General features: G+C 74.8%; 27 protein-coding genes, 3 tRNA genes and 1 pseudogene. 13 read left to right on the top strand and 18 right to left on the bottom strand.

The features are described 5' to 3' along the window. Both ACFWDO_RS08780 and ACFWDO_RS08775 read left to right on the top strand, forming a co-directional pair. Positions 1-291: hypothetical protein (locus tag ACFWDO_RS08780; protein WP_380346897.1), on the top strand; the 291-nt coding region annotated here is incomplete at its 5' end. 8 nt (positions 292-299) lie between these two features. Then, positions 300-1,094, top strand: coding sequence for a PH domain-containing protein (locus tag ACFWDO_RS08775; protein ID WP_380320617.1), 795 nt, complete (start codon positions 300-302; stop codon positions 1,092-1,094). A 90-nt stretch (positions 1,095-1,184) separates the two neighbouring features. Here the strand turns inward: ACFWDO_RS08775 and ACFWDO_RS08770 are convergent. The 3 genes from ACFWDO_RS08770 to ACFWDO_RS08760 form a co-directional block, all read right to left on the bottom strand. After that, positions 1,185-1,257 (bottom strand) — tRNA-Glu (locus ACFWDO_RS08770). A gap of 62 nt (positions 1,258-1,319) precedes the next feature. Continuing rightward, a tRNA-Glu gene (locus ACFWDO_RS08765) sits at positions 1,320-1,392 on the bottom strand. A gap of 77 nt (positions 1,393-1,469) precedes the next feature. Further along, positions 1,470-1,541, bottom strand: a tRNA-Gln gene (locus tag ACFWDO_RS08760). Positions 1,542-1,692: 151 nt separating this feature from the next. On the opposite strand from ACFWDO_RS08760, the gene ACFWDO_RS08755 reads away from it, so the two are divergent. Further along, positions 1,693-2,502, top strand: a complete 810-nt coding sequence (locus ACFWDO_RS08755) for a class I SAM-dependent methyltransferase (RefSeq protein ID WP_380320614.1) — start codon at positions 1,693-1,695, stop codon at positions 2,500-2,502. Here the strand turns inward: ACFWDO_RS08755 and ACFWDO_RS08750 are convergent. Continuing rightward, positions 2,499-3,404: a LysR substrate-binding domain-containing protein gene (locus tag ACFWDO_RS08750; RefSeq protein ID WP_380320611.1), complete on the bottom strand. Its 906-nt coding sequence runs from the start codon at positions 3,402-3,404 to the stop codon at positions 2,499-2,501. The two genes, ACFWDO_RS08755 and ACFWDO_RS08750, sit on opposite strands and share 4 nt — an antisense overlap. 69 nt (positions 3,405-3,473) lie before the next feature. Between ACFWDO_RS08750 and ACFWDO_RS08745 the strand changes: the two genes are divergently transcribed. Beyond that, positions 3,474-4,604 (top strand): YeiH family protein, encoded by a 1,131-nt coding sequence (locus tag ACFWDO_RS08745; protein ID WP_380320608.1) that lies wholly within the window; start codon positions 3,474-3,476, stop codon positions 4,602-4,604. A gap of 119 nt (positions 4,605-4,723) precedes the next feature. On the opposite strand, the gene ACFWDO_RS08740 is transcribed toward ACFWDO_RS08745, so the two are convergent. The 3 genes from ACFWDO_RS08740 to gltX form a co-directional block, all read right to left on the bottom strand. Further along, positions 4,724-6,097, bottom strand: coding sequence for a hypothetical protein (locus ACFWDO_RS08740; RefSeq protein ID WP_380320605.1), 1,374 nt, complete (start codon positions 6,095-6,097; stop codon positions 4,724-4,726). A gap of 74 nt (positions 6,098-6,171) precedes the next feature. Further along, the gene (locus ACFWDO_RS08735; RefSeq protein WP_380320602.1) at positions 6,172-6,912 is read right to left on the bottom strand and encodes an HAD family hydrolase; all 741 of its coding nucleotides are present in this window, start codon (positions 6,910-6,912) and stop codon (positions 6,172-6,174) included. Then, a complete protein-coding gene (gene gltX / locus ACFWDO_RS08730; RefSeq protein WP_380320599.1) occupies positions 6,909-8,330 on the bottom strand; it encodes a glutamate--tRNA ligase in 1,422 nt (473 codons plus the stop codon). Before gltX ends, ACFWDO_RS08735 begins: the two co-directional genes overlap by 4 nt. A 125-nt stretch (positions 8,331-8,455) precedes the next feature. Here gltX and ACFWDO_RS08725 point away from each other — a divergent pair, with 125 nt between their 5' ends. Beyond that, positions 8,456-9,193 carry a flavin reductase family protein gene (locus tag ACFWDO_RS08725; RefSeq protein WP_380320596.1) on the top strand — a complete coding sequence of 246 codons (738 nt, stop codon included), beginning with the start codon at positions 8,456-8,458 and terminating at the stop codon, positions 9,191-9,193. A gap of 18 nt (positions 9,194-9,211) precedes the next feature. On the opposite strand, the gene ACFWDO_RS08720 is transcribed toward ACFWDO_RS08725, so the two are convergent. From ACFWDO_RS08720 to ACFWDO_RS08695, 6 genes are read right to left on the bottom strand one after another with little or no spacing between them, the layout of a single operon-like run. Continuing rightward, positions 9,212-9,877 carry a nitroreductase gene (locus ACFWDO_RS08720; RefSeq protein WP_380320593.1) on the bottom strand — a complete coding sequence of 222 codons (666 nt, stop codon included), beginning with the start codon at positions 9,875-9,877 and terminating at the stop codon, positions 9,212-9,214. Positions 9,878-9,926: 49 nt separating this feature from the next. Next, complete coding sequence (locus ACFWDO_RS08715; protein WP_380320590.1) at positions 9,927-10,487, bottom strand: NUDIX domain-containing protein; 561 nt, start codon at positions 10,485-10,487, stop codon at positions 9,927-9,929. Between the two features lies 1 nt (position 10,488). After that, the gene (locus ACFWDO_RS08710; RefSeq protein ID WP_380320587.1) at positions 10,489-11,271 is read right to left on the bottom strand and encodes a fumarylacetoacetate hydrolase family protein; all 783 of its coding nucleotides are present in this window, start codon (positions 11,269-11,271) and stop codon (positions 10,489-10,491) included. A 23-nt stretch (positions 11,272-11,294) separates the two neighbouring features. Continuing rightward, positions 11,295-11,675 (bottom strand): type II toxin-antitoxin system VapC family toxin, encoded by a 381-nt coding sequence (locus ACFWDO_RS08705; RefSeq protein WP_380320584.1) that lies wholly within the window; start codon positions 11,673-11,675, stop codon positions 11,295-11,297. Between the two features lie 7 nt (positions 11,676-11,682). Then, positions 11,683-11,937, bottom strand: a complete 255-nt coding sequence (locus tag ACFWDO_RS08700) for a hypothetical protein (protein WP_380320581.1) — start codon at positions 11,935-11,937, stop codon at positions 11,683-11,685. A 28-nt stretch (positions 11,938-11,965) separates the two neighbouring features. Continuing rightward, the gene (locus tag ACFWDO_RS08695; RefSeq protein ID WP_380320578.1) at positions 11,966-12,877 is read right to left on the bottom strand and encodes a class I SAM-dependent methyltransferase; all 912 of its coding nucleotides are present in this window, start codon (positions 12,875-12,877) and stop codon (positions 11,966-11,968) included. On the opposite strand from ACFWDO_RS08695, the pseudogene ACFWDO_RS08690 reads away from it, so the two are divergent. Then, positions 12,876-13,610: pseudogene (locus ACFWDO_RS08690) on the top strand (heparan-alpha-glucosaminide N-acetyltransferase domain-containing protein); the annotation flags it as partial. The gene ACFWDO_RS08695 and the pseudogene ACFWDO_RS08690 overlap by 2 nt on opposite strands. 433 nt (positions 13,611-14,043) lie before the next feature. On the opposite strand, the gene ACFWDO_RS08685 reads toward ACFWDO_RS08690, so the two are convergent. Continuing rightward, the gene (locus tag ACFWDO_RS08685; protein WP_380320575.1) at positions 14,044-15,171 is read right to left on the bottom strand and encodes a glycosyltransferase; all 1,128 of its coding nucleotides are present in this window, start codon (positions 15,169-15,171) and stop codon (positions 14,044-14,046) included. Next, the gene (locus ACFWDO_RS08680) at positions 15,168-16,214 is read right to left on the bottom strand and encodes a phosphodiester glycosidase family protein (protein WP_380320572.1); all 1,047 of its coding nucleotides are present in this window, start codon (positions 16,212-16,214) and stop codon (positions 15,168-15,170) included. Before ACFWDO_RS08680 ends, ACFWDO_RS08685 begins: the two co-directional genes overlap by 4 nt. A gap of 115 nt (positions 16,215-16,329) precedes the next feature. Here ACFWDO_RS08680 and ACFWDO_RS08675 point away from each other — a divergent pair, with 115 nt between their 5' ends. From ACFWDO_RS08675 to ACFWDO_RS08665, 3 genes are read left to right on the top strand one after another with little or no spacing between them, the layout of a single operon-like run. After that, positions 16,330-16,932, top strand: a complete 603-nt coding sequence (locus tag ACFWDO_RS08675; protein ID WP_380320569.1) for a TetR/AcrR family transcriptional regulator — start codon at positions 16,330-16,332, stop codon at positions 16,930-16,932. Then, positions 16,929-17,414, top strand: a complete 486-nt coding sequence (locus ACFWDO_RS08670) for a hypothetical protein (protein WP_380320566.1) — start codon at positions 16,929-16,931, stop codon at positions 17,412-17,414. Before ACFWDO_RS08675 ends, ACFWDO_RS08670 begins: the two co-directional genes overlap by 4 nt. After that, positions 17,411-17,611, top strand: a complete 201-nt coding sequence (locus ACFWDO_RS08665) for a hypothetical protein (RefSeq protein ID WP_380320563.1) — start codon at positions 17,411-17,413, stop codon at positions 17,609-17,611. Before ACFWDO_RS08670 ends, ACFWDO_RS08665 begins: the two co-directional genes overlap by 4 nt. Before the next feature lie 10 nt (positions 17,612-17,621). Here ACFWDO_RS08665 and ACFWDO_RS08660 read toward each other — a convergent pair whose 3' ends face one another. After that, the gene (locus tag ACFWDO_RS08660; protein WP_380320560.1) at positions 17,622-18,491 is read right to left on the bottom strand and encodes a PhzF family phenazine biosynthesis protein; all 870 of its coding nucleotides are present in this window, start codon (positions 18,489-18,491) and stop codon (positions 17,622-17,624) included. Positions 18,492-18,546: 55 nt separating this feature from the next. Between ACFWDO_RS08660 and ACFWDO_RS08655 the strand changes: the two genes are divergently transcribed. Next, positions 18,547-19,509, top strand: a complete 963-nt coding sequence (locus ACFWDO_RS08655; protein ID WP_380320557.1) for a 3-methyladenine DNA glycosylase — start codon at positions 18,547-18,549, stop codon at positions 19,507-19,509. 9 nt (positions 19,510-19,518) lie between these two features. On the opposite strand, the gene ACFWDO_RS08650 is transcribed toward ACFWDO_RS08655, so the two are convergent. Then, positions 19,519-19,971 (bottom strand): peptidoglycan-binding protein, encoded by a 453-nt coding sequence (locus ACFWDO_RS08650; protein WP_380320554.1) that lies wholly within the window; start codon positions 19,969-19,971, stop codon positions 19,519-19,521. Between the two features lie 108 nt (positions 19,972-20,079). Then, on the bottom strand, positions 20,080-20,613 hold the full coding sequence (locus ACFWDO_RS08645) for a CGNR zinc finger domain-containing protein (protein WP_380320551.1): 534 nt from the start codon (positions 20,611-20,613) through the stop codon (positions 20,080-20,082). 39 nt (positions 20,614-20,652) lie between these two features. Here ACFWDO_RS08645 and ACFWDO_RS08640 point away from each other — a divergent pair, with 39 nt between their 5' ends. The 3 genes from ACFWDO_RS08640 to ACFWDO_RS08630 all read left to right on the top strand — a co-directional run bounded on the left by ACFWDO_RS08640 (position 20,653) and on the right by ACFWDO_RS08630 (position 23,329). Then, positions 20,653-21,660 (top strand): DMT family transporter, encoded by a 1,008-nt coding sequence (locus ACFWDO_RS08640; protein ID WP_380320548.1) that lies wholly within the window; start codon positions 20,653-20,655, stop codon positions 21,658-21,660. A 33-nt stretch (positions 21,661-21,693) separates the two neighbouring features. Continuing rightward, complete coding sequence (locus tag ACFWDO_RS08635; protein ID WP_380320545.1) at positions 21,694-22,464, top strand: phosphotransferase; 771 nt, start codon at positions 21,694-21,696, stop codon at positions 22,462-22,464. 139 nt (positions 22,465-22,603) lie between these two features. Then, positions 22,604-23,329 carry a lytic polysaccharide monooxygenase gene (locus tag ACFWDO_RS08630; protein WP_380320542.1) on the top strand — a complete coding sequence of 242 codons (726 nt, stop codon included), beginning with the start codon at positions 22,604-22,606 and terminating at the stop codon, positions 23,327-23,329. The last annotated feature ends 66 nt before the right edge of the window (positions 23,330-23,395 follow it).

Genomic DNA, 23,395 nt, shown 5'->3' with positions numbered 1-23,395 from the left:
GGCCCGGCCGCCGCGTACCGACGCGGCGCGCCGGGCCCGGTGCTGTCGGGCCCCGGCCCAGGTCAGTACGCTCCAGGCTGGTGGGGCAACTCTGCCCCGAGACCCGAGAGGCGTGAGGACCTGATGCCCGCGAAGGCCAAGACCCTGCTGATCTGGATCGTGGTGATCTTCCTGATCTTCGCGATCGTGAACGACCCGGACCGAGCCGGCAACATCGTCACGTCGATCTGGGACTTCATCGCCAACACGATCTCCAGCTTCGTGCAGTTCTTCTCCACCATCGCGTCCTGAGCCGGCCCGTGGTCACCGAGGAGCCCCGGCAGCGCGACGCCATCCGCGCGCACGGGCACCTGCGCCGGTACGTGCTCCCGCGCGAGCACGTCATCGTCGCGACCCGGCGGCACTGGGCCGTCCTCCTGCGCCCCATCGCGCTGACCGTCGGCGTGTTCCTCCTGGTCGGCGCGATCGTCATGTCCACGCCGCTCGACGTGCGCCCCACCGCGCAGTGGCTGTGGCTCGCCTGGCTCCTGGTCGCGAGCCACCTCGCGTGGAAGTGCCTCGAGTGGCGCTACGAGTGGTTCGTCGCGACCGACAAGCGACTCCTGCTGCTGTACGGGCTCGTGGTGCACAAGGTGGCGATGATGCCGCTGAAGAAGGTCACGGACATGGGCTATTCGCGCAGCCCGCTGGGCCAGGTCCTCGGGTACGGGCGCTTCGACATGGAGTCCGCCGGCCAGGACCAGGCCCTGCGCACCATCAACCACGTCCCGCACCCGGACGCCACGTACCGCACCCTGTGCGACACGCTCTTCACCCCCGGCCGGTCGCACGACGACGATGACGATGCGCCCTCGGGCGGAGGTGGCTCCGGTGGCCGCACCCCCGGCAGGCCGACGATCGTCCCGGGCCGCCCGGACCCCGAGGGCCCACGACCGACGACGCAGCCGATCGCCGTGCAGCCCGCCGCCCCGGCGCCGCGCCCCCCGGAGGCGCAGCCCAGCCCCGGCGCGCACCCCGTCAACTGGACGCCCACCGGGGCGCGGCACGAGCACCCGACCAGCGACGGCGGCAGCGTGCCGGAGCCCTTCCTCTGACCCGATCACACGTCACGGGGCGCGGGCCGCGGCAGGACCCGTCCGGGAACGACGAAGGCCCGGTCCTGACGGACCGGGCCTCGTGCTCTGTACCCCCAGCGGGATTTGAACCCGCGTTACCGCCGTGAGAGGGCGGCGTCCTAGGCCGCTAGACGATGGGGGCCTGGAACTGGTCCGCGCCGCGAGGCGCTGACCTGGCGATCGACCGGCGACGGTCGACCTGCGTACCCCCAGCGGGATTTGAACCCGCGTTACCGCCGTGAGAGGGCGGCGTCCTAGGCCGCTAGACGATGGGGGCCTATGACTCGGACGTCCCGAAGGACTCCGTGCCGTGCACACCCCCCGCACCGCTGAAAGCGACCGGAGGGAGTAGCGCTGGGGTACCAGGACTCGAACCTAGACTGAGAGAATCAGAATCTCTAGTGCTGCCAATTACACCATACCCCAATGGGTCCGACCTTCTCGGCAATTCCGACATCGTCGGAGCGACCGCGTCAGGCCCAACGTCAGAGAACATTACCGGATCCCGGACCGTCGTCCAAAACGCGCGCGGGGTGCCGTACGTCACCCGGGCCGCCCGCCATGGAAGGCTCGCCCCATGACCTCCCCCACGCCCTCGCCGGCCGCCCCTACCGACGCCGTCCGCGTCGCCGACCCCCAGGCGCAGGCCGACCGCGCCGCGTCCTTCGAGCGGGACGCCGACGTGTACGCGCAGGTCAGGCCCTCGTACCCGCGCGAGGCCGTCGCGTGGATGCTGCCCGCCCGCCCGCGGCGCGTGCTGGACCTCGCCGCGGGCACGGGCAAGCTCACCGCGGTCGCCGCCGACGTCGCCGGCCCCGGCGCGGAGCTGGTCGCCGTGGACCTCTCCCCCTCGATGCTGTCCGAGCTGTCCGCGCGCCTGCCGCGCGTCACGACCCGGCAGGGCACCGCCGAGGCCGTGCCGCTGGACGACGCGTCGGTCGATGCCGTCCTCGTCGGGCAGGCGTGGCACTGGTTCGACGCCGAGGCCGCCGCGGCGGAGATCGCCCGCGTCCTGCGCCCCGGCGGCACTCTCGGCGTCGCCTGGAACGACCGGGACGCCGAGGTCGACTGGGTCGCCCGGTTCGGCGAGATCCTGCACCGCGGCGACCTCCTGGAGCCCGCGGCGGGGAACGGCGCCCTGACGGGGCTCGGCGACCGGTTCACCCCCGTCGAGGCCGGCACCTTCCGCTGGGCCGACCGGGTCCCCGCCGGGGCGCTGCGCATGCTCGCCGGGACGCGCAGCTACCTGCTGACGCTGCCCGACGACGAGCGGGCGGCCCGCCTGGCCGAGGTCGACGCGCTGGTCGCCACGCACCCCGCGCTGGCCGGCCGCGCCGAGATCGAGCTGCCGTACGTCACGCACGCCTACCGGGCGACCAGGCGCTAGCGCGCCCCCGCCACCGCCGCGAGTCGCCGGGCGGGGGCGGAGAGCGTCGCGCCGTCGCGCCACACGACCCGCAGCCGGCGCGAGAGGTCGAGCCGGGAGATCGGCACCGTCGCGAGGTGGCCGCCGGCGACCTCGTCGGCGACGGTGAGGGCGGAGAGCACCGTGACCCCCTCGCCGTGCCGCACCGCCGCCTTCACCGCCGAGGTGGACCCCAGCGCGGTGACCTGCGCCGGCAGCCGCACCCCGGCCTGGCCGAGCGCGTCCTCCAGCACGTCGCGGGTGCCGGAGCCGGCCTCCCGCAGCACCAGGCGGCCCGTCACCAGCAGGTCCGGGTCGACGGACCGTCGTCGCGCCCAGGGGTGACCGGGCGCGACGACGGCGACGAGCTCGTCGTGCGCCACCGTGCGCGACCGCAGACCACGCCGCACCGTCGGGCTCTCCACGAAGCCGATCTCCGCGCCCTCGTCGAGCACGAGCTCCATGACCTCGCGGGAGTTGCGCACGACGAGCTCCACCTCGGGCGTCGCGCCGTGCTCCCGCTCGGCCCGCGCGAACGCGGCCAGCCAGCGCGGCGCGAGGTACTCGGCGATCGTCAGGCTCGCCGCGACGCGCAGCCCGGCCACCGGCGCGGACCGCAGCGCCGCGGCTGCGGCCTCGAAGCGGTCGACGGCGGCCACGACGTCGCGCGCCGCGCCCGCCACGCGGTGCCCGGCCTGGGTGAGCGCGGTGCCGCGCGGGCCGCGAGCGAGGAGCTCGAGGCCGAGCCGGCGCTCGAGCCGGTGCAGGCCGGCGGACGCCGTCGGCTGCGAGACCCCGGCCGCGCGGGCGGCCGCGCTGATCGACCCGTGCGCGTCGAGGGCGACCAGCAGCTCGAGGGCGGCTAGCGGAGGACGTTCTGCCATAGCGTCAGTCTATGGATCGATCGGGACCTGGCGCTTCCGCCGTGCCCCGCGGGTCGCGAGCCTGGTCACGTGCCCACCGCCCTCACCACCCCGCCCCGCTCCGGGACCCCGACCTCGGCCCGGTTCGCCCGCCTGACGCCGGGCCTCGCGCTCGCCGCCGTCGCCACCGCCGTCCTGCTCGGCGTCAGCCGGCTCCTCGCCCCCGTGACGGGCGGCGCGGTGTCCCCGCTGGTGCTCGCCCTCCTGGTGGGCGCGGTTGTCGGCTCCGTGCTCGGCCGCGTGGTGCCGCGGGCGGGTCGAGCGGCACGGTTCGTCGAGCGCACGGGCCCGGGCACGGACTGGACAGCGCGCACGGTGCTGCGGGCCGGCGTGGTGCTGCTCGGCCTGCAGCTGTCGATCCCGGACGTGCTCGCGCTGGGCTGGCGGGGCATCGCCGTCGTGGTCGTCACCGTGACGTGCACGTTCGCCGCGATCCTCGGCCTCGGCCGGCTCCTGCGCGTCCCGCGCGCCACCGCGCTGCTGGTGGCCACCGGGTTTTCGATCTGCGGCGCCGCCGCCGTCTCCGCGATGACGAGCGTGCTCGAGCGCGACCCGGGCGCGGACCCCGCCGGGCAGGCCCGGCTGCGCGACGACGTCGCCGCCGCCCTCGCCCTGGTCACCGTCTACGGGACGATCGCGATCTTCGCCCTGCCGGCGCTGGCGGGCGCGCTGGGCCTCACGGACCACCAGGCGGGGCTCTGGATCGGCGCCAGCGTGCAGGAGGTGGCCCAGGTGGTCGCCGCCGCGGGGACCGTCTCGGCCGCGGCGCTGGCCACCGCCACCGTCACCAAGCTGGCGCGCGTCGTGCTGCTCGCGCCTCTGGTCGCCGGCGTCGGGGCCGTGCGCGGGCGCCGGACCGCGCTCACGCAGGCGCAGGCCGACGTGCCGGCGGGCCGGCGCGCCCCGCTGGTGCCCGGCTTCGTGCTCGGCTTCCTGGCCGCGGTGCTGGTCCGCAGCACCGGCCTGCTGCCCGACGTCGTCACCGACACCGCCCAGCAGCTCACGACGATCCTGTTCGTCGCCGCGATGTTCGCCCTCGGCACCGGCGTGGACGTGCCGCGCCTGGCGCGCACCGCCCGCCGGCCCCTCGTGCTCGGCGCGGCGGGCGCCGTCGTCGTCAGCGGGGTCGGCCTCTCCGCCGTCCTGCTGCTCACCCCCTGAGCGAGTTGTCAGGGCCAGGACCAGGTTCCTGGCCCCGTGGTCCTGACAACTCGTACTGCCCAGCGAGCTGTCAGGGCCTCGTGCAGGTCTTTGTCCACCTGGTCCTGACAACTCGGTGGTCAGGGCAGGCCGAGCATCCAGGCGTAGATGTCGTTGCCGGCAGTGAGGTCGTAGGTGCGCGACCAGGAGTCGTGGTCCACGCCGGGGTACACCGTCAGCCGAGACTCCCGTGCCGGCGGGGACGGGCACCCCTGCAGGTGCGCCACGGTCTGCGTCGCGCCGAGCGGGTCCATCACGTCGTCGGCGTCGCCGTGGAACACCCAGGTCGCGGTGCCCGCGAGGTCGCAGCCCGCCGCGTCCCACGACGGCCTGCCGTCCGTCGCGATCGGGACCGCGCCGCGCACGGCTGGCCCGTCGCCCTGCGCCAGGTACTCCCAGAGCCCCACGCCGCCGCAGCTCAGGCCGGTGAGGAAGACACGGCTCGGGTCCACGTCGTAGGCGTCCAGGGCGTACTCGAGGAAGCCGCGCACCTCGGCCGGGGTGGTGCACGGGGAGGTGCCCGCCGGGTGCCCCAGGTCGTGCTGGACCCTGGCGGCGCACGACCCGAACCACGGCCCCTCGCCACAGGCGGCGTAGGCGGGGTCGTCCGCGGGGAAGTCGTGCTGCGGCGCGAGGACGACGAACGGCCGGTCGGCCGGCCAGCCGTCGACGTCGATCAGCCACGGGACGCCCGTCGCGAGGAGGTTCGGCAGCGCGGCGGCCGAGCCGTCGCCGCCCTCGTCGAAGCCGTGCAGCGCCACGAGCAGCGGCCGCGGCTCGTCCCCGTACCCGGGCGGCAGGTATTCCTGGTAGCCGAGCGGCGACGCCGTCGTGCCCGCCGGCCGGGCCGTCAGGCGCTCCCCCGAACCGGTGCCGACCAGCTCGCCCGCCGCTCGGCAGATCCCCGAGTCGAAGCCCGGGTGGGGCCCCGCGACCCGCTGGTCCAGCAGCTCGACGAACTGCCCATCGGCGTCGAGCACGTACGTGGAGCGGATCGCGCCCCGGTCGCGCGCCACGACCCGCCCGTCCGTGGTGGCGACGACGAAGGGCTGGCCGGCGTCGAGGCTCCGGACCCGGACCAGCCCGTCGTCCGTCCGTGTCGCCGCCACGTCACGGGTGGTCCCGTGACCCCGCACGACGAACTGCTCCCCCGTGTCCGTGCGCGTGTGCACCTCGGAGTAGGAGTAGACGTCGCCGAACAGCAGGGTCGGGTCGTCACGCGGGCCGCCCTCGCGCACCGAGTACCGGCCGGACCGCTCGCCTTCCACCTGCACCGGGTAGCCGCAGTCGCCGTACTCGTAGGCGTAGGTGTCGGAGTAGGTGCCGCGGTCCACGACCGCCGCGGTCGCCGGTGGTGCGGTCGCGACGACGGCGACGGCCAGCGCACCCGCCGCCGCCATCCCGGCGAGCGCCCGCGCGCCCCCGATCCCGCCCCGGAACGCGTGTGCGCCCATGGCCTGACCTCCTCGTCGGACCGACGTCCCACGCTAGGCACGGCCGGGCGTCCCCGGGAAGGATGAAACCCCCGTCAGAGGCCGAGGGCGTCCACCAGCCCGGCGAGGCCGGGCAGCACGACGATGCCGTCGGCGCGCAGGGCGTCGGCGTCCACGTGGTGCTCGTCGTCGCGGCGGGCGCCGGGGCGGTCGAGCCACACGCCGAGGAGGCCGGCGTCGTAAGCGGCGCGGGCGTCGGTGGTGGGCTCGTCGCCGACGTACGCGGTGCGCGCGACGTCGGTGCCCAGGCGGCGGGCGCCCTCGACGAACACGTCGGGGTGCGGCTTGCCGTAGCCGAGCGTGTCCACGCCGACGAGCACGGGCACGTCCGCGAGCCCGGACGCGGCGAGCTTGCGCTCCTGCAGCTCGGTCGCGGCGTTGGTCACCACGCCGACCCTGACGCCCGCGTCGCGCAGCGCGTCCAGGGCGGCCGCGGAGTCGTCGAACGCCGCCCACGACCGCTCGAACGTGCCCCAGAACAGCGCGTCCCAGTCGGCGAAGGTGTGCTCCGTGACGGGCTCGCCGCCGAACGTGCGGTGCAGCAGGTCGGCGCGCAGGCGACGCTGCGTCAGCGCGTCGGTCTCGCCCCGCGTGTACGCCTTGTAGTGCCCGCCCGGGTCGGAGCGCCAGTGCGCCAGCAGGTCCGGGTACCGGTCGACCGGGACGTGCGGCAGGTGCTCGACGGCCACCGCCGTGAGCGCCTTCGCGAACGCGCCCTTGGTGTCGACGAGCGTGTCGTCGACGTCGAGCAGGACCCCGTCGACGCGCGCGGTCACAGCTTCGCCAGCGCGGCATCGACGCGGGCCAGCGTCCGCTCCCGACCGAGCACCTCGAGCGACTCGAACAGCGGCAGCCCGACGGTGCGGCCCGTGACGGCGACGCGCACCGGCGCCTGCGCCTTGCCCAGCTTGAGCCCGTGCTTCTCGCCCACCGCGGTGATCAGCTCCTTGAGCGGCTCAGCCTCCCAGGTGGCGAGGTCCGCGAGCGCCGCGCGGGCGTCCGCGAGGAGCGCGGCGGCGCCCTCCTTCATGGCCTTGGCCCAGGAGCGCTCGTCGTCCACCGGCTCGTCGAGGAAGAGGAAGTCGACGTTGTCGGTGATGTCGGCGAGCAGCGCGACGCGCGACTGCGCGAGCGGCGCGACCTCGGCGAAGGCCGCGGCGTCGTACTGCTCCTCGGTCCAGGGCGCCTTCGGGGCGTGCAGCCACGGGTCGACGGCGGTGATGAAGTCCTCGACGGACAGCGCGCGGATGTACTCGCCGTTGAACGACAGCAGCTTCTTGACGTCGAAGAACGCGGACCCGCTGTTGACGTCCTCGATACGGAAGCGCTCGACGAGCTCGTCGAACGGCAGGATCTCCTCGTCGTTGCCGGGCGCCCACCCGAGCAGCATGAGGTAGTTGACCATCGCGTCGGGCAGGTAGCCCTCGGCGAGGTAGTCCTCGAGGGCGACCTTGTCGCGGCGCTTGGAGAGCTTCTGCCGCTTCTCGTTGACGATGACCGGCAGGTGCGCCCACGTGGGCGGCTGCGCGCCGAGCGCCTCCCACAGCAGCTGCTGCTTGGGCGTGTTCGGCAGGTGCTCCTCGCCGCGGATGACGTGGGTGATGCCCTCGTCCATGTCGTCGACGACGTTCGCGAGCAGGAAGACGGGCGAGCCGTCGCCGCGCGCGACGACGAAGTCCTCCATGGCCGAGTTCGGGAACGTGGGGTTGCCGCGGATGAGGTCGACGACGGGCGTCTCGCCCTCGTCGGGGGTGCGGAAGCGCAGCGCGCGCCCGGGCTCGTACGCCAGGCCGCGGTCGCGGCAGTGGCCGTCGTAGCCGGAGTGCGGGTTGCCCGTGCGGGCCGCGACGTCGTCGCGGGTGCAGTCGCAGTAGTAGGCGCGGCCGGCCTCGTACAGGCGGGCGGACGCCGCGCGGTGCTTCTCCACGTTCTGCGACTGGAAGTACGGACCCTCGAACGTCGGGTCCTCGGCGTGCATGCCGAGCGCCGCGAGGGCATTCAGGATGCCGTCCACCCACTCCGGCTTGTTGCGCGCGGCGTCGGTGTCCTCGACGCGCAGCACGAAGATGCCGCCCTGCCGCTTGGCGACCGCCCAGTTGAACAGCGCCGAGCGGGCGCCGCCCACGTGGAACATGCCCGTCGGGGACGGGGCGAAGCGGACACGGACGTCGGAGGAGCCTGCAGCGGGGATCACGGGACCAGCGTAGTTGTCCCCCGCCGCCGGGCGGCATCGCCGCCCGGCCGGCCGCCGCGCGGAGGCCTCACGCGACGTCCGATTCCCGCCGGACGACGGCGGGCGCCCGACCTAGCGTCGTGCCCATGACCAGCACCGCGACCACGGAGACCACCGAGACCACCGAGACCACCGAGCCCGCCGCGACCGAGCACGTCGTCGTCGACCCCGCGATCCTGTACTTCGGCACGCTCGTCGTGCTGCTGAGCTCGACCAACGAGGACGGCTCCACCAACCTCATGCCGATGTCGTCGGTCTTCTGGCTGGGCCGCAGCGCGGTGCTCGGTATCGGCGCGCGCAGCCAGACGGCCCGCAACCTGCGCCGGCACCCGGAGGTGGTGCTGAACCTGGCGTCGCCGGACGTCGTCGAGCATGTGGACCGGCTGGCCCTCACGACCGGGCGGGCCGACGTCTCGCCCTGGAAGGCCCGCGCGGGTTACGTGTACGAGCCCGACAAGTTCGCCGTGGCCGGGCTGACGCCGTTGGAGTCCGCGACGGTGCGCCCGCAGCGCGTGGCCGAGTGCCGGGTGCACCTGGAGGCCGTGGTGCGACGCGTCCACCCGCTCGGCGGCCCCGCGGACGTGGGGCAGGAGAGGGAGGACGCCGCCCGGCAGCTCGCCGTCGAGGTGGAGGTGACGCGCGTCTGGGTCGACCCCGCGATCCGGCTCGCGGGCCACGCCGACCGGATCGACCCGGACCGGTGGCGCCCGCTCGTCATGAGCTTCCAGCGGTTCTACGGCCTGGGTGGCCAGGTGCACCCGTCGCGTCTGGCGGGGATCGACGAGGACCGCTACCGCGAGCCGCGGACGTCCGCTCCGGCCTGACCCGCGGCCGACAGACACTCACGCCCCGACGAAGCTCACCGTCTCGCGCAGGTCGGCGCGCCCCGTCCGCAGCCGGGGCACGCCGTCCTGCTCGTACCCCACGGACACGCCGCAGAGCAGCACGTGCCCGTCGTCGGCCCCGACGACCTCGCCGACGGTGCGGCGGTACATGGTCCACATCACCTGGGGGCAGCTGTGCACCCCCTCCGCGCGCATCAGCAGCATGACGGTCTGCAGGTACATCCCCGCGTCCGCCCACTGCCCCGGCCCCATCGACCGGTCGAGGTAGCAGAACAGCACCGCCGGGGCGCCGAAGGCCCCCGAGTTCAGGGTGGCGATCTTGCGGGGCCGGTCCGGGTCGTCGCGGTCGATGCCGAGGGCCTCGTAGCGCTGGGCGGCCGCGGCGGCGAAGCGGTCCGCATACGGGGCGGCCAGCCCGTCCGGGTACATCGGGTACTCCCGCTCGTCACCCGGGTCGCCCGCGAGGGCCCGGGCGGTCGCGCGCCGCTTCAGCTCGGCGAGGGGCTCCCCGGTCACGACGTACACGTGCCACGGCTGGAGGTTGCCGCTCGACGGCGCGCGGGTGGCCGCGGTCAGCACGCGGTCGAGCACCTCGCGGGGCACCGGCTCCGGGCTGAAGGCCCGCACCGCCCGGCGGCTGTCCACGGCCTCGTACACGTCCACGCGTCGTCGTCCTCTCAGTCCCGGAGGGACGGCAGGGGTGCCCGCGCGGTCAGCGCGGGTCGGACTTCCGCACCCGCGCCACCGCGAGCCCGACCATCGTCGTGAGGTCCGGGTTCGGCAGGTCGTCGACGGGCCACCACCGCACGTCGAGCGACTCGTCGCTCACGGCGTGCCGCGCACCCTGCGGCGCGACGGCGACGAAGCGCACGTCGAGGTGGTGGGCGTCGCCATCGGGCCCGCAGAACGGCACGGCGTGCTCGTCGAGGTGCACGGGCACGGGGTCGAGGTCGACGTCCAGCCCGGACTCCTCGGACGCCTCGCGACGCGCCGCGGCGAGAAGCGTCGCGTCGCCGGGCTCGACGTGCCCGCCGAGCTGGAACCAGCGCCCCGCCTTGGCGTGCAGGGTCAGCAGCACGCGCGAGGCGTCGGGCGACAGCACCACCGTGGACGCCGTGACGTGGTCCGGGCGGCAGGTGCGCAGCACGCCGTCCACGTGGGCGTCGAGGTGCGCCACGAAGCGGTCGCGCAGCGCGCGCTGCCCGTCGTCGACCACGGGCATGGTCCGCAGCACCTCGCGGGCGTCGGCGTGCAGGCCGGCGATCGCGGGCACCTCAGTCGCGCCGGAAGACGGGGTTGGCGAGGACGCCGATGCCCTCGACCTCGCACTCCACGCGGTCGCCGTGGTCGATGCGGCCCACGCCGGCGGGCGTGCCCGTGAGGATCACGTCGCCGGGCAGCAGGGTCATCGCCTTGCTGATGTACGACACGAGGAACGGCACGTCGAAGACCATGTCCGAGGTGCGGCCGTCCTGCTTGGGCTCGCCGTTCACGCGCGAGCGCACGGCGACGTCCTCGGGGTTCAGGTCGGTGTCGATCCACGGGCCCAGCGGGCACGACGTGTCGAAGCCCTTGGCCCGCGCCCACTGCCCGTCGGTGCGCTGCGCGTCCCGTGCGGTGACGTCGTTCGCGACGGTGTAGCCGAGCACGTAGGAGCGCACGTTCTCCGGCTCGACGTCCTTGCACACCTTCGAGATGACGACGGCGAGCTCGGCCTCGTAGCTGACCTCGCGCGTGAACTCCGGCAGCACGACCGGGTCGTCGGGGCCGACGACGGCGGTGTTCGGCTTGAAGAACAGCAGCGGCGACGCGGGGACCTCGCCGCCCATCTCCTTCGCGTGGTCGGCGTAGTTCTTGCCCACCGCCACGACCTTGGACCGCGGGATGACCGGGGCCAGCAGCCGGACGCCGTCGCCCAGCTCGATCCGCTCCCCCGTCGGCATCGCCGGCATGTAGATCGGGTCGCCGCCGAGGACGGCGAGGTACGTGCGGTCGCCCTCCTGCTGGACGAGGGCGAAGCGGGGGTCGTCTCCGGTGGTGAATCTCGCGATGCGCACGCGCCCAGGTTACGCGGGGCGGGTCAGTAGGGGGCGACCAGTCCGTCGATCATCGGGAAGTGCTTCACGTTGCGGGTCAGCAGAGCCGCCCCGGACAGCTCGGCCGTCGCCGCGATCACGTAGTCCACCAGGTCGATCCCGGAGTGCGAGCGCCGGTACGACCGGGCCAGCTCCCCGGCGCGGTCGGCGATCTCGCGGTCGACGTCGATCCAGCCGACCGCCAGGAACAGCGCCCGCGTGCGCCCCTTCTCGGGCGAGCGCATGCCGCCCAGCAGCTCCGCCCGCGTCAGCACGGACGCCACCACCTGGTGGCCCTCCCGGCGCACCGCGGCGAGCGCGTCGCGCGCCTCGACCCGGCCGCGCAGGTGGTCGACGAAGACCGACGTGTCGACGAGGACGGTCACGCCGGCGTCACCACTCGGCGAGCCGGTCGGAGCGCGCCGGACGGGCCGCTTCGACGTACGCGGCGCCGTCGACGTCGGCACCGTCCCACGCACCGAAGCTCTCGTCGAGCGCCCGCAGGAACTCGTCGGCGTCCGCACCGCCATAGACGCGGTCCACCGCCCGCCGCACCAGCTCCGCGAGCCCGAGCCCGGACGCCCGCGACTCCGCGAGGAGGCGCGCGTACTGCGCGTCCTCGAGGGTGATCTGCGTCCGATGGCTCATGATGTAAGCCTACATCAGGCCCGTCACGTCAGGCCCGGGCCAGGACCTCGCCGTGCAGGATGGCGAACCAGCCGTCGGGCGCCTGTGCCCACGCCTGCCAGTCCTGCGCGATCTGCTCGAGCGCGACGTCGTCGGCGAGGCCGGACTCCTTGGCCTGGATCGCGAAGTTCGACTCCACGCACCGCTCGGCCCACAGCTCGCCCCACCACTGCCGGTCGGTGGGGGTGGCGTAGCACCAGGACGACGCGGACGGGACGATGCCGTCCAGCCCGGCCTCCTGCACCCACGACATGAGGCGGCGGCCCGCGTCCGGCTCGAAGCCGTACGCGTGCGTGACCTCGTGGTACAGCTCGTTCCACTCCGTCAGGCCCGGGGTCTCGGGGTACCAGGCCATGCCCGCGTAGTCGGCGTCGCGCACCGCCACGAGGCCGCCCGGCTTCGCCACGCGCTTCATCTCGCGCAGCGCCGCGACCGGGTCCGACAGGTGCTGCAGCAGCTGGTGCGCGTACACGACGTCGAACGAGTCGTCCGCGAAGGGCAGCTCGTAGGCGTTCGCCTGCTCGAAGCGCACGTTGGCGTAGCCGAGCGCCTCGGCGTGCTCGCGCGCGGCCTCGAGGACGTGCGGGCTCGCGTCGACGCCGACGACCTCGCCGCCGGCGAGGAGGCGGGCGAAGTCCGCGGTCACCGTGCCCGGGCCGCAGCCGACGTCCAGCAGGGACATGTCGTCACGCAGGTGCGGCACCAGGAAGCCGGCCGAGTTCTGCGCGGTGCGGCTCCGGTGGGAGCGCAGCACGGACTCGTGGTGGCCGTGCGTGTACGACTCCGACTCCTTGCTGGGCACGGTGTGATGGGTGCTCGGGGCCTCGATCGCGTCGTTGAGGTCGGCACCGGCAGGTTCGGGGGTGCCCTCGGGTGTGGGCTCCGTGCGCAGGTCGCTCATGGTCCCTACCGTAGTGACCGCGCGGCCCGCAAGCCCTTGCGTTCTCACGCTCCGGGACGCCGCGCACCACGCGCGGTGGGATCATCGCGCCATGACCGTGGCCACCGGTGCGCCGGCCTCCCCGCTCCGCGCGGGGCTGGACGCGGGGCTGCGCCGGCTGGCGGGCGGCCCCGGGCGCGTCCCGGGGGTCGACGTCGCCCGCGGGATCGCCGTGCTCGGCATGTTCACGGCCCACGTGGGCGTGACCACCCCGGACGCCGGCCCGGCCTGGTGGCTGCTCGACCTGTCCCACGGCCACTCCTCGGTCCTGTTCGCCGTGGTCGCCGGGATCTCGGTCGCGATCGTCTCCGGCGGCCCGCGGCCGCTCGACGGCGACCCCCTGCGCCGGGCCCGGCTCCGGCTGTTCGTGCGGGCCGCGCTGCTGCTCGCCGTCGCCGCCCTGCTGGACATCCTCGGCACCCGCGTCGCGCTCATCCTCGGCTTCTACGCCTGCTTCTTCGTGCTCGCGCTGCCGTTCCTGCGCTGGCGGCCGCCGCGGCTCGCGGCGCTCGCCGCCGTCGTCGCCCTCGTCGGTCCGGTGCTGGCGTACTGGGGGCCGGAGGCGATCGTCCGGGCGGGGCTGCGCCCGCCCCGCGACGGTTCCGGGGCGGTCACCGACTTCCTGGTCACCGGCATGTACCCCGGCGTCGTCTGGATGGCGTACGTGCTCGCCGGGATGGCGATCGGCCGCTGCGACCTGCGCTCCCCGCGGCTGCGCCGCGGCCTGGTGCTGGGCGGGCTGGCCGCGTGGGGCGCGTTCACCCTGGTGTCGCGCGCGGTCGTCGGGGCCGCGGGCGGCGAGGAGGCGGTGCGCGGCCTGGGCCTGGCGTACCGGTCCGTCGACACGATGCCGTTCGGGTGGCGCGACACGTGGCCGCCGGTGGCGGGGCTGTTCCTCGACGGCCCGCACGACGACACGACGATCGAGGTGCTCGCCTCGGGCGGGTTCGCCGTCGCCCTCGTCGGCCTGTGCCTGTACGTCGGGCGGATCGGCCGATGGGTGCTGGCGCCGCTGGCCGCCGTCGGGTCGATGGCGCTCACCGTCTACACGCTCCAGATCGTCGCCATCTGGCACTGGGACCTGCTCGAGTCGACCACCAACGGGCCCCTGACCGTCCTGGTCGTGGTCACGCTCGTCGCGGCGACGGCGTGGCGGTTCCTGCTCGGCCGCGGGCCGCTGGAGCGACTGGTGGGCCGGGTCGCGGACCGGACGGCGGGAACACCACCTGCCGCTGCACCGTCCAGCTCGCCACGAACAGCGCCGCGTCCGTGAGCACCTTCGCCGCCAGCAGCGGCACGCCGAGCGTGCCGTGCAACGCGTCGAGCAGGCCATAGCTCGCGGCGAGCAGGAGCAGGGCCAGCGCGGCGTACCGGGCCGCCGACCCGCGCACCGGGCCCCGCCGCGCCCGCCCGAAGACGAACGCCCGGTTCACCCCGTAGTTGACGCCGGCGCTGAGCACCCGGGCGCCCACGACCGCGAGCGCCAGGCTCCCCGTGGCCGCCTGCAGCGCGAGGAGCCCCGCCGCGTCGACGCCGAAGGCCAGCAGCCCCGACGCGGCGAACGCGAGCAGGGGCGCCATCACGACCGCCGAGTCGCGCACCGGCCGGAAGTGGGACGACGCGTTGTGGTCGACGTAGACCGTCTCCACCGGCACCCCCGCGACCACCGCCCCGCGGGCCGACGCCTCCAGCAGCACGCGCAGCTCGTACTCGTAGCGGTCGCCGGGCACGTCGAGCAGCCACGGGAGCGTCCCTGCGGCGACGCCGCGCAGGCCCGTCTGGCTGTCGCGCACCGGCAGGCCCGTCGCCGTGCGCACTGCGGCGCCGCTGAGCGCGTTGCCCACGCGGCTGCGCAACGGGACGCCCGCGCCCGTGAGGTCCCGCTCCCCCACGACGACGTCCGCTCCCCCGGCGACCAGCCGGTCCGCGACGGCGCGCACGCTCGCGGGCGTGTGCTGCCCGTCCGCGTCCGCGGTGACGACGTCGCGGCCGGGGTGGCGCTCGCGGGCGTGCGCGAACGCCGTCCGCAGGGCGACCCCCTTGCCCCGGTTGCGGTCGTGGCGCAGCACCTGGGCGCCGAGCGCGGCGACCTCCTCGAAGACGGTGGTGTGCGCGGGGCCGGAGCCGTCGTCGACGACGAGGACGTCGGGCAGGCCCTGGGCGGCGAGGCCCCGCACGAGCGCCGGCAGGGCGCCGTCGGGCCGGTAGGCGGGGACGACGACGAGGGGCGCCGGCCTGCCCGGGATGCCGGTCATCGCGCCACGTAGAGGATGTCGGAGGTGCCGCGCTCGCCGCCGTTCGACGGCCGGTTCACGACCTCGCCGTCGAACCACAGCGTGGACGAGCCGCCGCCGTCCAGGTTGTACGCCGTGACGGCGCCCTGGTCGATCATGATCTGCGCCAGCCCGGTCATGGTGACCCCGCGGCTGTAGCCGGGGTCGCGGCCGTCGACGACCACGATGACGAGGTTCCCGTCCGCGTCCACCCCGATCGCGGTGCGCGGCTGCTCGCCCTGGATCGAGTGGTTGCCCACGTTCGTGTCGACCTCGACGTCCTCGATGCCGTCGACCGTCTTCCCGTCCTCCACGACCGCCGGCCCGAACGACAGCGTGTTCCACACGCCGTCGGCGACGAGCTCGTCCGCCGTGGTGGCGGTCTCGTCGTACACCTCGACGCGGCCGTCGGCGTAGAGGGCGAGGCCCTGGCGCGCGCCCTCGTCGCGGTAGACGACGCCGTTGCGGATGACGATGCCGGTGTCGCGGAAGCCGTAGTAGTCGCCGTTGACGGCGAGGATCGCGTCGTTGTCCTCGGCGATGTCGCTGGTGCGCTCCGTGATGTTGGTGCCGAACTTGTCCTGCGCGAACGCCGAGCGCAGCTGCGTGGCGTCGTCGAGCGCGACGTGGGCCACGTAGTACGTGACGGTGTCGTCGCCACTGCCCTGCGTGACCGTGTCCAGCGAGACGGACGTGTCGTCGGAGGTGTATCCGTCCGCGGTGACCGTGCCGTCGTCGCCGGGGTCGCCGTCGCCGGAGTCGTCACCCGGGGACGAGGACGACGTCGACGAGGAGGACGCGGACGACTGCGCCGCCTCGTACGCGGAGACGTCGTCGATCTGGACGTGCTCGACGAGGTAGCGGTTGGCCGCCCATGCGGTGACGCCGCCGACCGGCAGCAGCACGGCCAGGACGGCGGCGAGGACGACGGCACGGCGGGGTCGTCGGCGGCGGCGGGCACTGCCGGTGGGCTCGGTGGGCTCGGGCGGATCGGTGGGCTGGGGCGGATCGCTGGGAAGGGTCATGCAGCCATGGAAGGTGAGCGACCTGCGACGGCCGTCGGCGCACGCTGCGGGCCGCCCGGGAGCGCTGGACGTCGGCTGGACGAACGAAATTATTCAGCCGGATAAGATGCATGCTATGGTTCCTGACGGTCGGACGTATGCGCCGACCCACGCACGCCGTCGGCAGATCCTCTCGGCCACGATCTCGGTCCTGGCCGAGGAGGGCTACGCCGGTGCGACGTTCGCCCGGATCCGGGAGCACGCGCAGCTCAGCAGCACGCGGCTGATCTCGTACCACTTCCGGACGAAGGAGGCGCTGATGAGCGCCGTCGTCGCACAGGTCGTGGCCGACTCCGCCGAGGTCATTCGCCCAGCGCTCGAGGCCGCGACCACCTACCCCGACAAGCTCGCCGGGTACATCCGCTCGAACCTCGAGTTCCTCGCCCGGAACCCGCTCGCCGCCGTCGCGGTCGTGGAGATCGTGCGGCACGGCGCCCGGCCGGGCGTCCGGGAGGGCGCCGACACCTCGGTGATGCTGCTGGCCCTGCTGTTCTCGCAGGGGCAGCACGCCGGCGAGCTCGGCGCGTTCGACCCGGAGGTCATGGCGCGCTCCGTGCGGGCCACGATCGACGAGTTCGCGTCGCGCTGCGCCCCCGGGCGCGCCGTCGACACCCACGAGATCGACCAGATCGTCGCGCTCTACGCGCGCGCCACCGCAGCCGGAAGGACCACCCCGTGACCCCCACGCCACCGACCACCACGCCGGCCACCACCACGGACCGCGACGGGAACCCGCCGGGCGGGGCACCGCTCGACCGCACCGTCCTGACGGTGCGACGGCTCTGGGCTGCCGCGGGCGTCGTCTCGCTCGTGGCGCTCGTCGTCACGGCCGTCCTGAGTGTCGTCGCACCCGCCGAGGCCAACTGGGTGATGTGGTTGCGCGGTGTCGTGATCACGGTCGCCTGCTTCGCCTTCGCGCGATACGCCGGCGCGCTCGCGCGCGGCAGCCGCGCCGCGTACGTGCGGATGCGCCTCGTCGCGACGCTCGCGCCGATCGGCGTCGTCCTCCTGGTCGCGGCGCCCGACGACGGCTACCCGGGCTGGATGAAGGCCGAGCAGGCCGTGCTCGGCGTGCTCGTCGCCGTCGTCGCGGTGCTGCTGTGGCAGCGGGCCACGCGCGCCGCCTTCCCGCGCGGCGAGCGGGCGGGGCGGGCCGCGTGAGCCGCCGCCCTGCCACTGCCGCGCCGGCGCGCACGCAGACCGCCGTGGCGGTGGCGGTGCTCGTCGGCCTCGAGATCGCCCTCATCGCCCTGCTGACGGCGGCCGGCATCACAGGGACCCCCGCCGTGATCACGGTGATCGTCTTCGCGCTGGTCGAGCGCGTCGCCTACGTGCGGTGGTTCAAGCGCCGCCGCTAGCACGCCGGCGCTACAGCGTGACCGTGCCCCCGATCGTCGTGACCGCGGCGCCCCCGACCCACACCTCGCCGTCGGCATCGCGGCGCACGTGCACCCGGCCACGGCGCCCGAGGGCGGTGCCCTGCGACGCCACGTACGAGGCGGGCAGGAAGTCCCCCGCGAGCCACTGACCGAGCCCGGCGTTGAGGCTGCCGGTCACCGGGTCCTCGACGAGGCTGCCGTTCTCCCCGAAGAGCGCCCGGACCTCGACCGCCGCATCCGACTCCCCCGGTGCGTAGGGCCCGACCACGCCGATCTTGAGGTCGCCGAACGACGCGGCGTCCGGGTCGACGGCGAGCACCGCGGCGGCGTCCCGCAGGCGCGCGGCCACCCAGCCGGGTCCGTTGTCCACCCAGGCCGCGTCGTCGACGTCGGCCACCGCGACGCGCAGCGCCCGCGCGATCCGCGCGAGGTCCTCCGGTGCGACCGGGCCCGAGCGCCGCAGCGGCGGGGCCGCGAACGCGAGCCGCCCGGCGTCGGCTCCCCCGTCGCCGTCGCTGTCGCGCCGCACCGTCACCAGCCCGACGCCGCACTCCTGGACCACGCGGTCCGCGGAGCGCGGCGCGCCTCCCGCCTCGAGCCACGCGTGCGCGGAGCCCAGCGTGGGGTGGCCGGCGAACGGCAGCTCGCCGCCCGGCGTCCAGATCCGCACGCGGTAGTCGGCGCCAGGGTCGGCCGGACGCAGCAGGAATGTGGTCTCGGACAGGTTCGTCCAGCGGGCGAACGCGGCCATCTGGGCGTCGCTGAGGTCGTCGGCGTCGTGCACGACGGCGAGCGGGTTGCCCGTGAGCGGGCCCGTGGCGAAGACGTCGACCTGGCGGAATCCGTGGGTGTGCGGCACGTGTCACACGCTAGTCCGGGGCCGGGCGTGCTCGCCGCGCTCGTACCCTGGTGGGGTGCGCGCGACGACCCTCGACGACCCGGCGACCCCCGCCGGCGCCGTCCTGCACCCCGACGCGTGGGAGCCGCGAGCCGTGGCGCACGCCGACCGCGCGGACGCCCTGACGGCGGTGTGGCGGGCCGCCCACGACCGCGGCGAGCCGCACGCGATCGAGGACTTCCTCTTCACCTACTACCCCACGCGCGTCAGCCACCTGCGCCGGTGGCACCCCGGGCCCGGCGTCGTGCTCGCGCGCGCCGTCGAGCACGCCGGGTGGCGCTGGTACCGCGAGGTCACCCTGCCGGGCGGCGGCACGGGGCCGTCGAGAACCGGCGCCACGCTGGACGCCGCGGCCTTCGTCGCCGACCGCGGCGACACCGTCCGGTACGTGCGCGCCCTCGTGTCCGCGACGGCCGGACGGCCGGGCACGTTCGGCTGCTTCGGCCTGCACGAGTGGGCGATGGTCTACCGCGACCGCGCCGCCGGCCGCGACCACCGCCACCCGCTGCCGCTGCGGCTGGGCCACGACGGCACGGACGCGGTCGTCGAGTCGCACCGCATCGGCTGCTCGCACTTCGACGCCTACCGGTTCTTCACGCCCGAGGCCGCGGGCCGCAACCAGCTGCGCCCCACCCGCGAACGCCAGCCCGCCATGGAGCAGCCGGGCTGCCTGCACGCCGGGATGGACCTCTACAAGTGGGCGCTGAAGCTCGGCCCCGCGGCGCCCGGCGACCTGCTGCTCGACGCGTTCGAGCTCGCCCGCGACATCCGGTACACGGACATGGCCGCCGCCCCCTACGACGTCTCGTCGTACGGCGTCGAGGCCGTGGCGATCGAGACGCCCGAGGGCAAGGCCGAGTACGTCCGCCGCCAGCGCGGCTTCGCCGAGCGCGGCCAGGCGCTGCGCGCCCGGCTGGTCGAGGTCTGCGACGCGGTCCTGGGGCTGGACGCGGACGATCGGGCCGACGGCGCCGCGTGACCGGTGGGGTCAGTCGGAGACCATCCCGCTGACCATCGCCCGCCAGGTGACGGGGCCGACGACGCCGTCGACGAGGACACCGAACCCCGAGAGGGCCTTCTGGAACTCGCGGACCGCGGCCTCCGTCTTCGCGCCGAACACGCCGTCGACGGCGAGGGCGAACGCGATACGGGTGTCGAGCTCGGCCTGCGCGCCGCGCACGGCGTGGCCACGGCTGCCGCGCTTGACGGTGACCACGATCGCGCCCCAGGTCTTGGGGCCGACGACGCCATCCACCTCCAGGCCGAAGTCGCCCTGCGCCGCGCGGACGGCGGCCTCGGTGCGCGGCCCGAACACCTCGTCGACCGCGAGGTCGTGACCGTGCTCGTTGAGCAGGTGCTGCAGCGTCCCGACGGGGTGGAACCGGTCGCCGGGCCGGACGACGGGCCAGGGGTCGAGCGCGCGGTCGGTCGTGACGGACATCGCCGCCTCCTCGCTGGGGCCGGGCCGGGCGGTCGCCGCCCTGCGGGAGCCTGGCGCCCTCGCGGGGAGGGAGCGGTGGCGCGACCGGCAGATACGTCAGCCGCCCCGTCAGCCGGACCGGCGTGCACGTAGCGCGGCCTGCGCGTTGCGGTTGGTGCACGCCGTGGAGCAGTACCGGCGCGAGCGGTTGCGGGACAGGTCGAGCACCAGCCCCTGGCAGTCCTCGTCGGCGCAGACGGCCAACCGGGAGTGCTCGTCCTCGCGCACGACGTCGACCATCGCCATCGCCGTCTCGACGACGATCCGCGTGGCGAGCGGGGCGTCGTCGGCCGTGGCGTGCACGTGCCAGTCCTCCCCCGAGTGCCGCACGAGGCGCGGGTGCACCGGCACGTCCGCGAGCAGCTCGTTGACCAGCGCGGCGGCGGTGTCCCGGTCCGCGAGCAGCAGCTCGCGCAGCCGGGGGCGCAGCGCGCGCACCTGGGCGAGCTCCTCGGCCGTCCGGTCGTGGCGGCCCGTGTACTCGTGCTCGCGGAAGAACGCGTCCAGGTCGGTGACGGTCGCGAGCGTCTCGGGCGGCTCCGCGGAGTTCACGAGGGCGACGGCGGACCGGAGCTCCGCGACGGTGTCATGAGCGAACGGCATGTTGACACATTACAACGGCCGGCCGTAGCGTCATGAGCCATGGCCGACATGACGCATGACGCCCGCGTGACGGCGCGCACCGGTCTCGGCGCGGGCCTGGCCCTCGCCGTCGTCTCCGCCGTGACCTTCAGCCTCTCGGGCCCGCTCGCCGCGGGCCTGTTCGCGACCGGCTGGAGCCCGGGCGCGGTCGTGCTGGTCCGCGTCGCCGTCGGCGCGCTCGTGGTGCTGCCGTTCGGCGTCGTCGCGCTGCGCGGCGACTGGTCCGCCGTGCGCCGCAACGTGCGCCTGCTGCTGGCGTACGGCGCGGTGGGCGTCGCGGCCACCCAGTTCTGCTACTTCGCCGCCGTGCAGCACATGCAGGTGGGCCCCGCGCTGCTCATCGAGTACTCCTCCCCCGCGGCCGTCGTCGCGTGGCTGTGGTTGCGGCACGGGCAGCGCCCCGGGCGCGCGACGCTCGCCGGCCTCGCGCTCGCCGCCGCCGGGCTGGTGCTCGTCCTCGACCTCACGGGCGCGCGGCTCGACCCCGTCGGCGTCGCGTGGGCGCTCGGCGCGATGGTCGGCGTCTCGGCCTACTTCCTCATGAGCGCCCGCCCCGACACCGGGCTGCCGCCCCTGAGCCTGGCCGCCGGTGGCCTGGTCGTCGGTGCTGCGCTGCTCGGGCTGCTCGCCCTCGTCGGCGTGCTGCCCGTGACCGCCCCGGCCGAGCCGGTGCGCCTCGCCGACGCCGTCGTCCCCGCCTGGGCCGTGCTCGCCGCGCTGGGCGTCGTGACCGCGGGCGTCGCGTACGTCACGGGCATCGCCGCGGGACGGCGGCTCGGCGCGCGGCCGGCGTCGTTCGTGGGCCTCCTCGAGGTGGTCTCCGCCGTCTTCTTCGCCTGGGCCCTCCTGGGCGAGCTGCCGCGCCCGGTCCAGCTCGTCGGCGGGCTGCTCGTTCTCGCCGGGGTGGTCGTCGTGCAGCAGGGCGAGGCCGCCACGCGGCGACCCGCGCCGACCGTCGAGCCCGTGGCCGAGCCGCAGCCGACGGTCGACCCGACGGGAATGCCGTAGCCGGGCGCGGCGCGAAGATGTGACGATCTGGGCATGTCCCGCGTGCTCGCCGCCACCCCGTCCGACCCCGTCACCGTGCCCGAGCGGGTCCGTCTGCTCGCGGGCGACGACGACGTCACGCCCGTGTGGCGCAACGTGCTCGGCGGGCTCACGTTCCGCCTCGCGCCGCCGGGCGCCGCCGGGACCGTCGGCATCGCCACGGGCGACCGCTACGTCAAGTGGGTGCCGGCCGGCGTCGTCGGGCTCGACCTCGACGCCGAGGCCGAGCGCCTCGCCTGGGCGGGGCGGTACACGCCCGTCCCGCGCGTGCTCGACCGCGGCGAGGACGCCGACGGCCGCTGGCTGCTGACGGCCGGCATCCCCGGGCGCTCCGCCGTCGACCCGCACTGGCTGGCCCGCCCCGAGGCCGCCGCGCGCGCCATCGGCGCCGGGCTGCGGGCCCTGCACGAGACGTTGCCGGTGGCCGGCTGCCCCTTCTCCTGGGGCGTCGCCGACCGCGTCGCGCGCCTGGAGCCCGACGCTCGGGCGCGGGTCGGCACGGTGCCCGACGTCGACCGGCTCGTCGTGTGCCACGGCGACCCGTGCGCGCCCAACACGCTCCTTGACGACAGCGGGGCCTGGACCGCGCACGTCGACCTCGACGCCCTCGGTGTCGCCGACCGCTGGGCCGACCTCGCGGTGGCGAGCTACAGCCTGGAGTGGAACTACGGCGACGGGTACGAGCCCGCCTTCTTCGACGCCTACGGCATCGCGCCCGACGCGGGGCGGATCGCGTTCTACCGGCACCTGTGGGACCTCGGCTGAGCGGTCGCCGGTACGGGATTCCCCGTACCCGCGGCCGCGGGATCCCGGCCAGATGACGCAGTTCCCCTGATGCGCGGGGACGGACGGGCGCCGTAGCGGCGAATTTGTCCAGTTTCCTCACGAACACGGGAGAGCAACGATGCGTCTGCGTTCAACCCTCCTCGCCGCGGTGCTCGGCGCCGCCGCCATCCTCGCCCCGGTGGTGGTGGCCCCGGCCGCCTCCGCCCACGGCTGGGTCACCAGCCCGCCCAGCCGCCAGGACCACTGCGCCACGCGCACCGTGTCCTTCGACTGCGGCGGCGTCCAGTACGAGCCCCAGAGCGTCGAGGCCCCCAAGGGCTCGATGAAGTGCTCGGGCGGCAGCGGCTTCTCCGTCCTCGACGACAGCTCCAAGCCGTGGCCGCGCACCAAGATCGGCAACAGCGTGTCGATGCAGTGGAAGCTCACGGCCCGCCACTCCACCTCCACCTGGGAGTACTTCGTCGACGGCGTGCTGCACCGCACGTTCAACGACAACGGCAAGCAGCCCGAGGCGGTCGTCACGCACACCCTCGAGAACCTGCCGCAGGGCAACCACACCATCCTGGCCCGTTGGAACGTCGCGGACACCGCCAACGCGTTCTACGCCTGCGTCGACGTGACCGTCGGCGAGGGCGGCACCACCGAGCCCCCGGTCGACCCGACCGACCCGCCCGTCGAGCCGGGCGACTGCACCGATGCCGCCTGGAACCCCTCCAGCGCGTACACCGGCGGTGCCAAGGTCTCCTACGAGGGCCGCACGTACCAGGCCAAGTGGTGGACCCAGGGCGACACCCCGTCGTCCGCGAGCCAGTGGGGCGTCTGGACCGACCTCGGCGCCTGCTGACCCCACCCCCGCATCGAGCGTGCTGACCTGTTCCTCATCCGAGCCGGACGAGGAACAGGTCAGCAC

The organism is Isoptericola sp. NPDC060185 (assembly GCF_042728595.1).
Classification (GTDB): Bacteria; Actinomycetota; Actinomycetes; order Actinomycetales; family Cellulomonadaceae; genus Isoptericola.
Note: the sequence above shows the minus strand (reverse complement) of the source record. Positions and strands in the feature narration are given on the sequence as shown.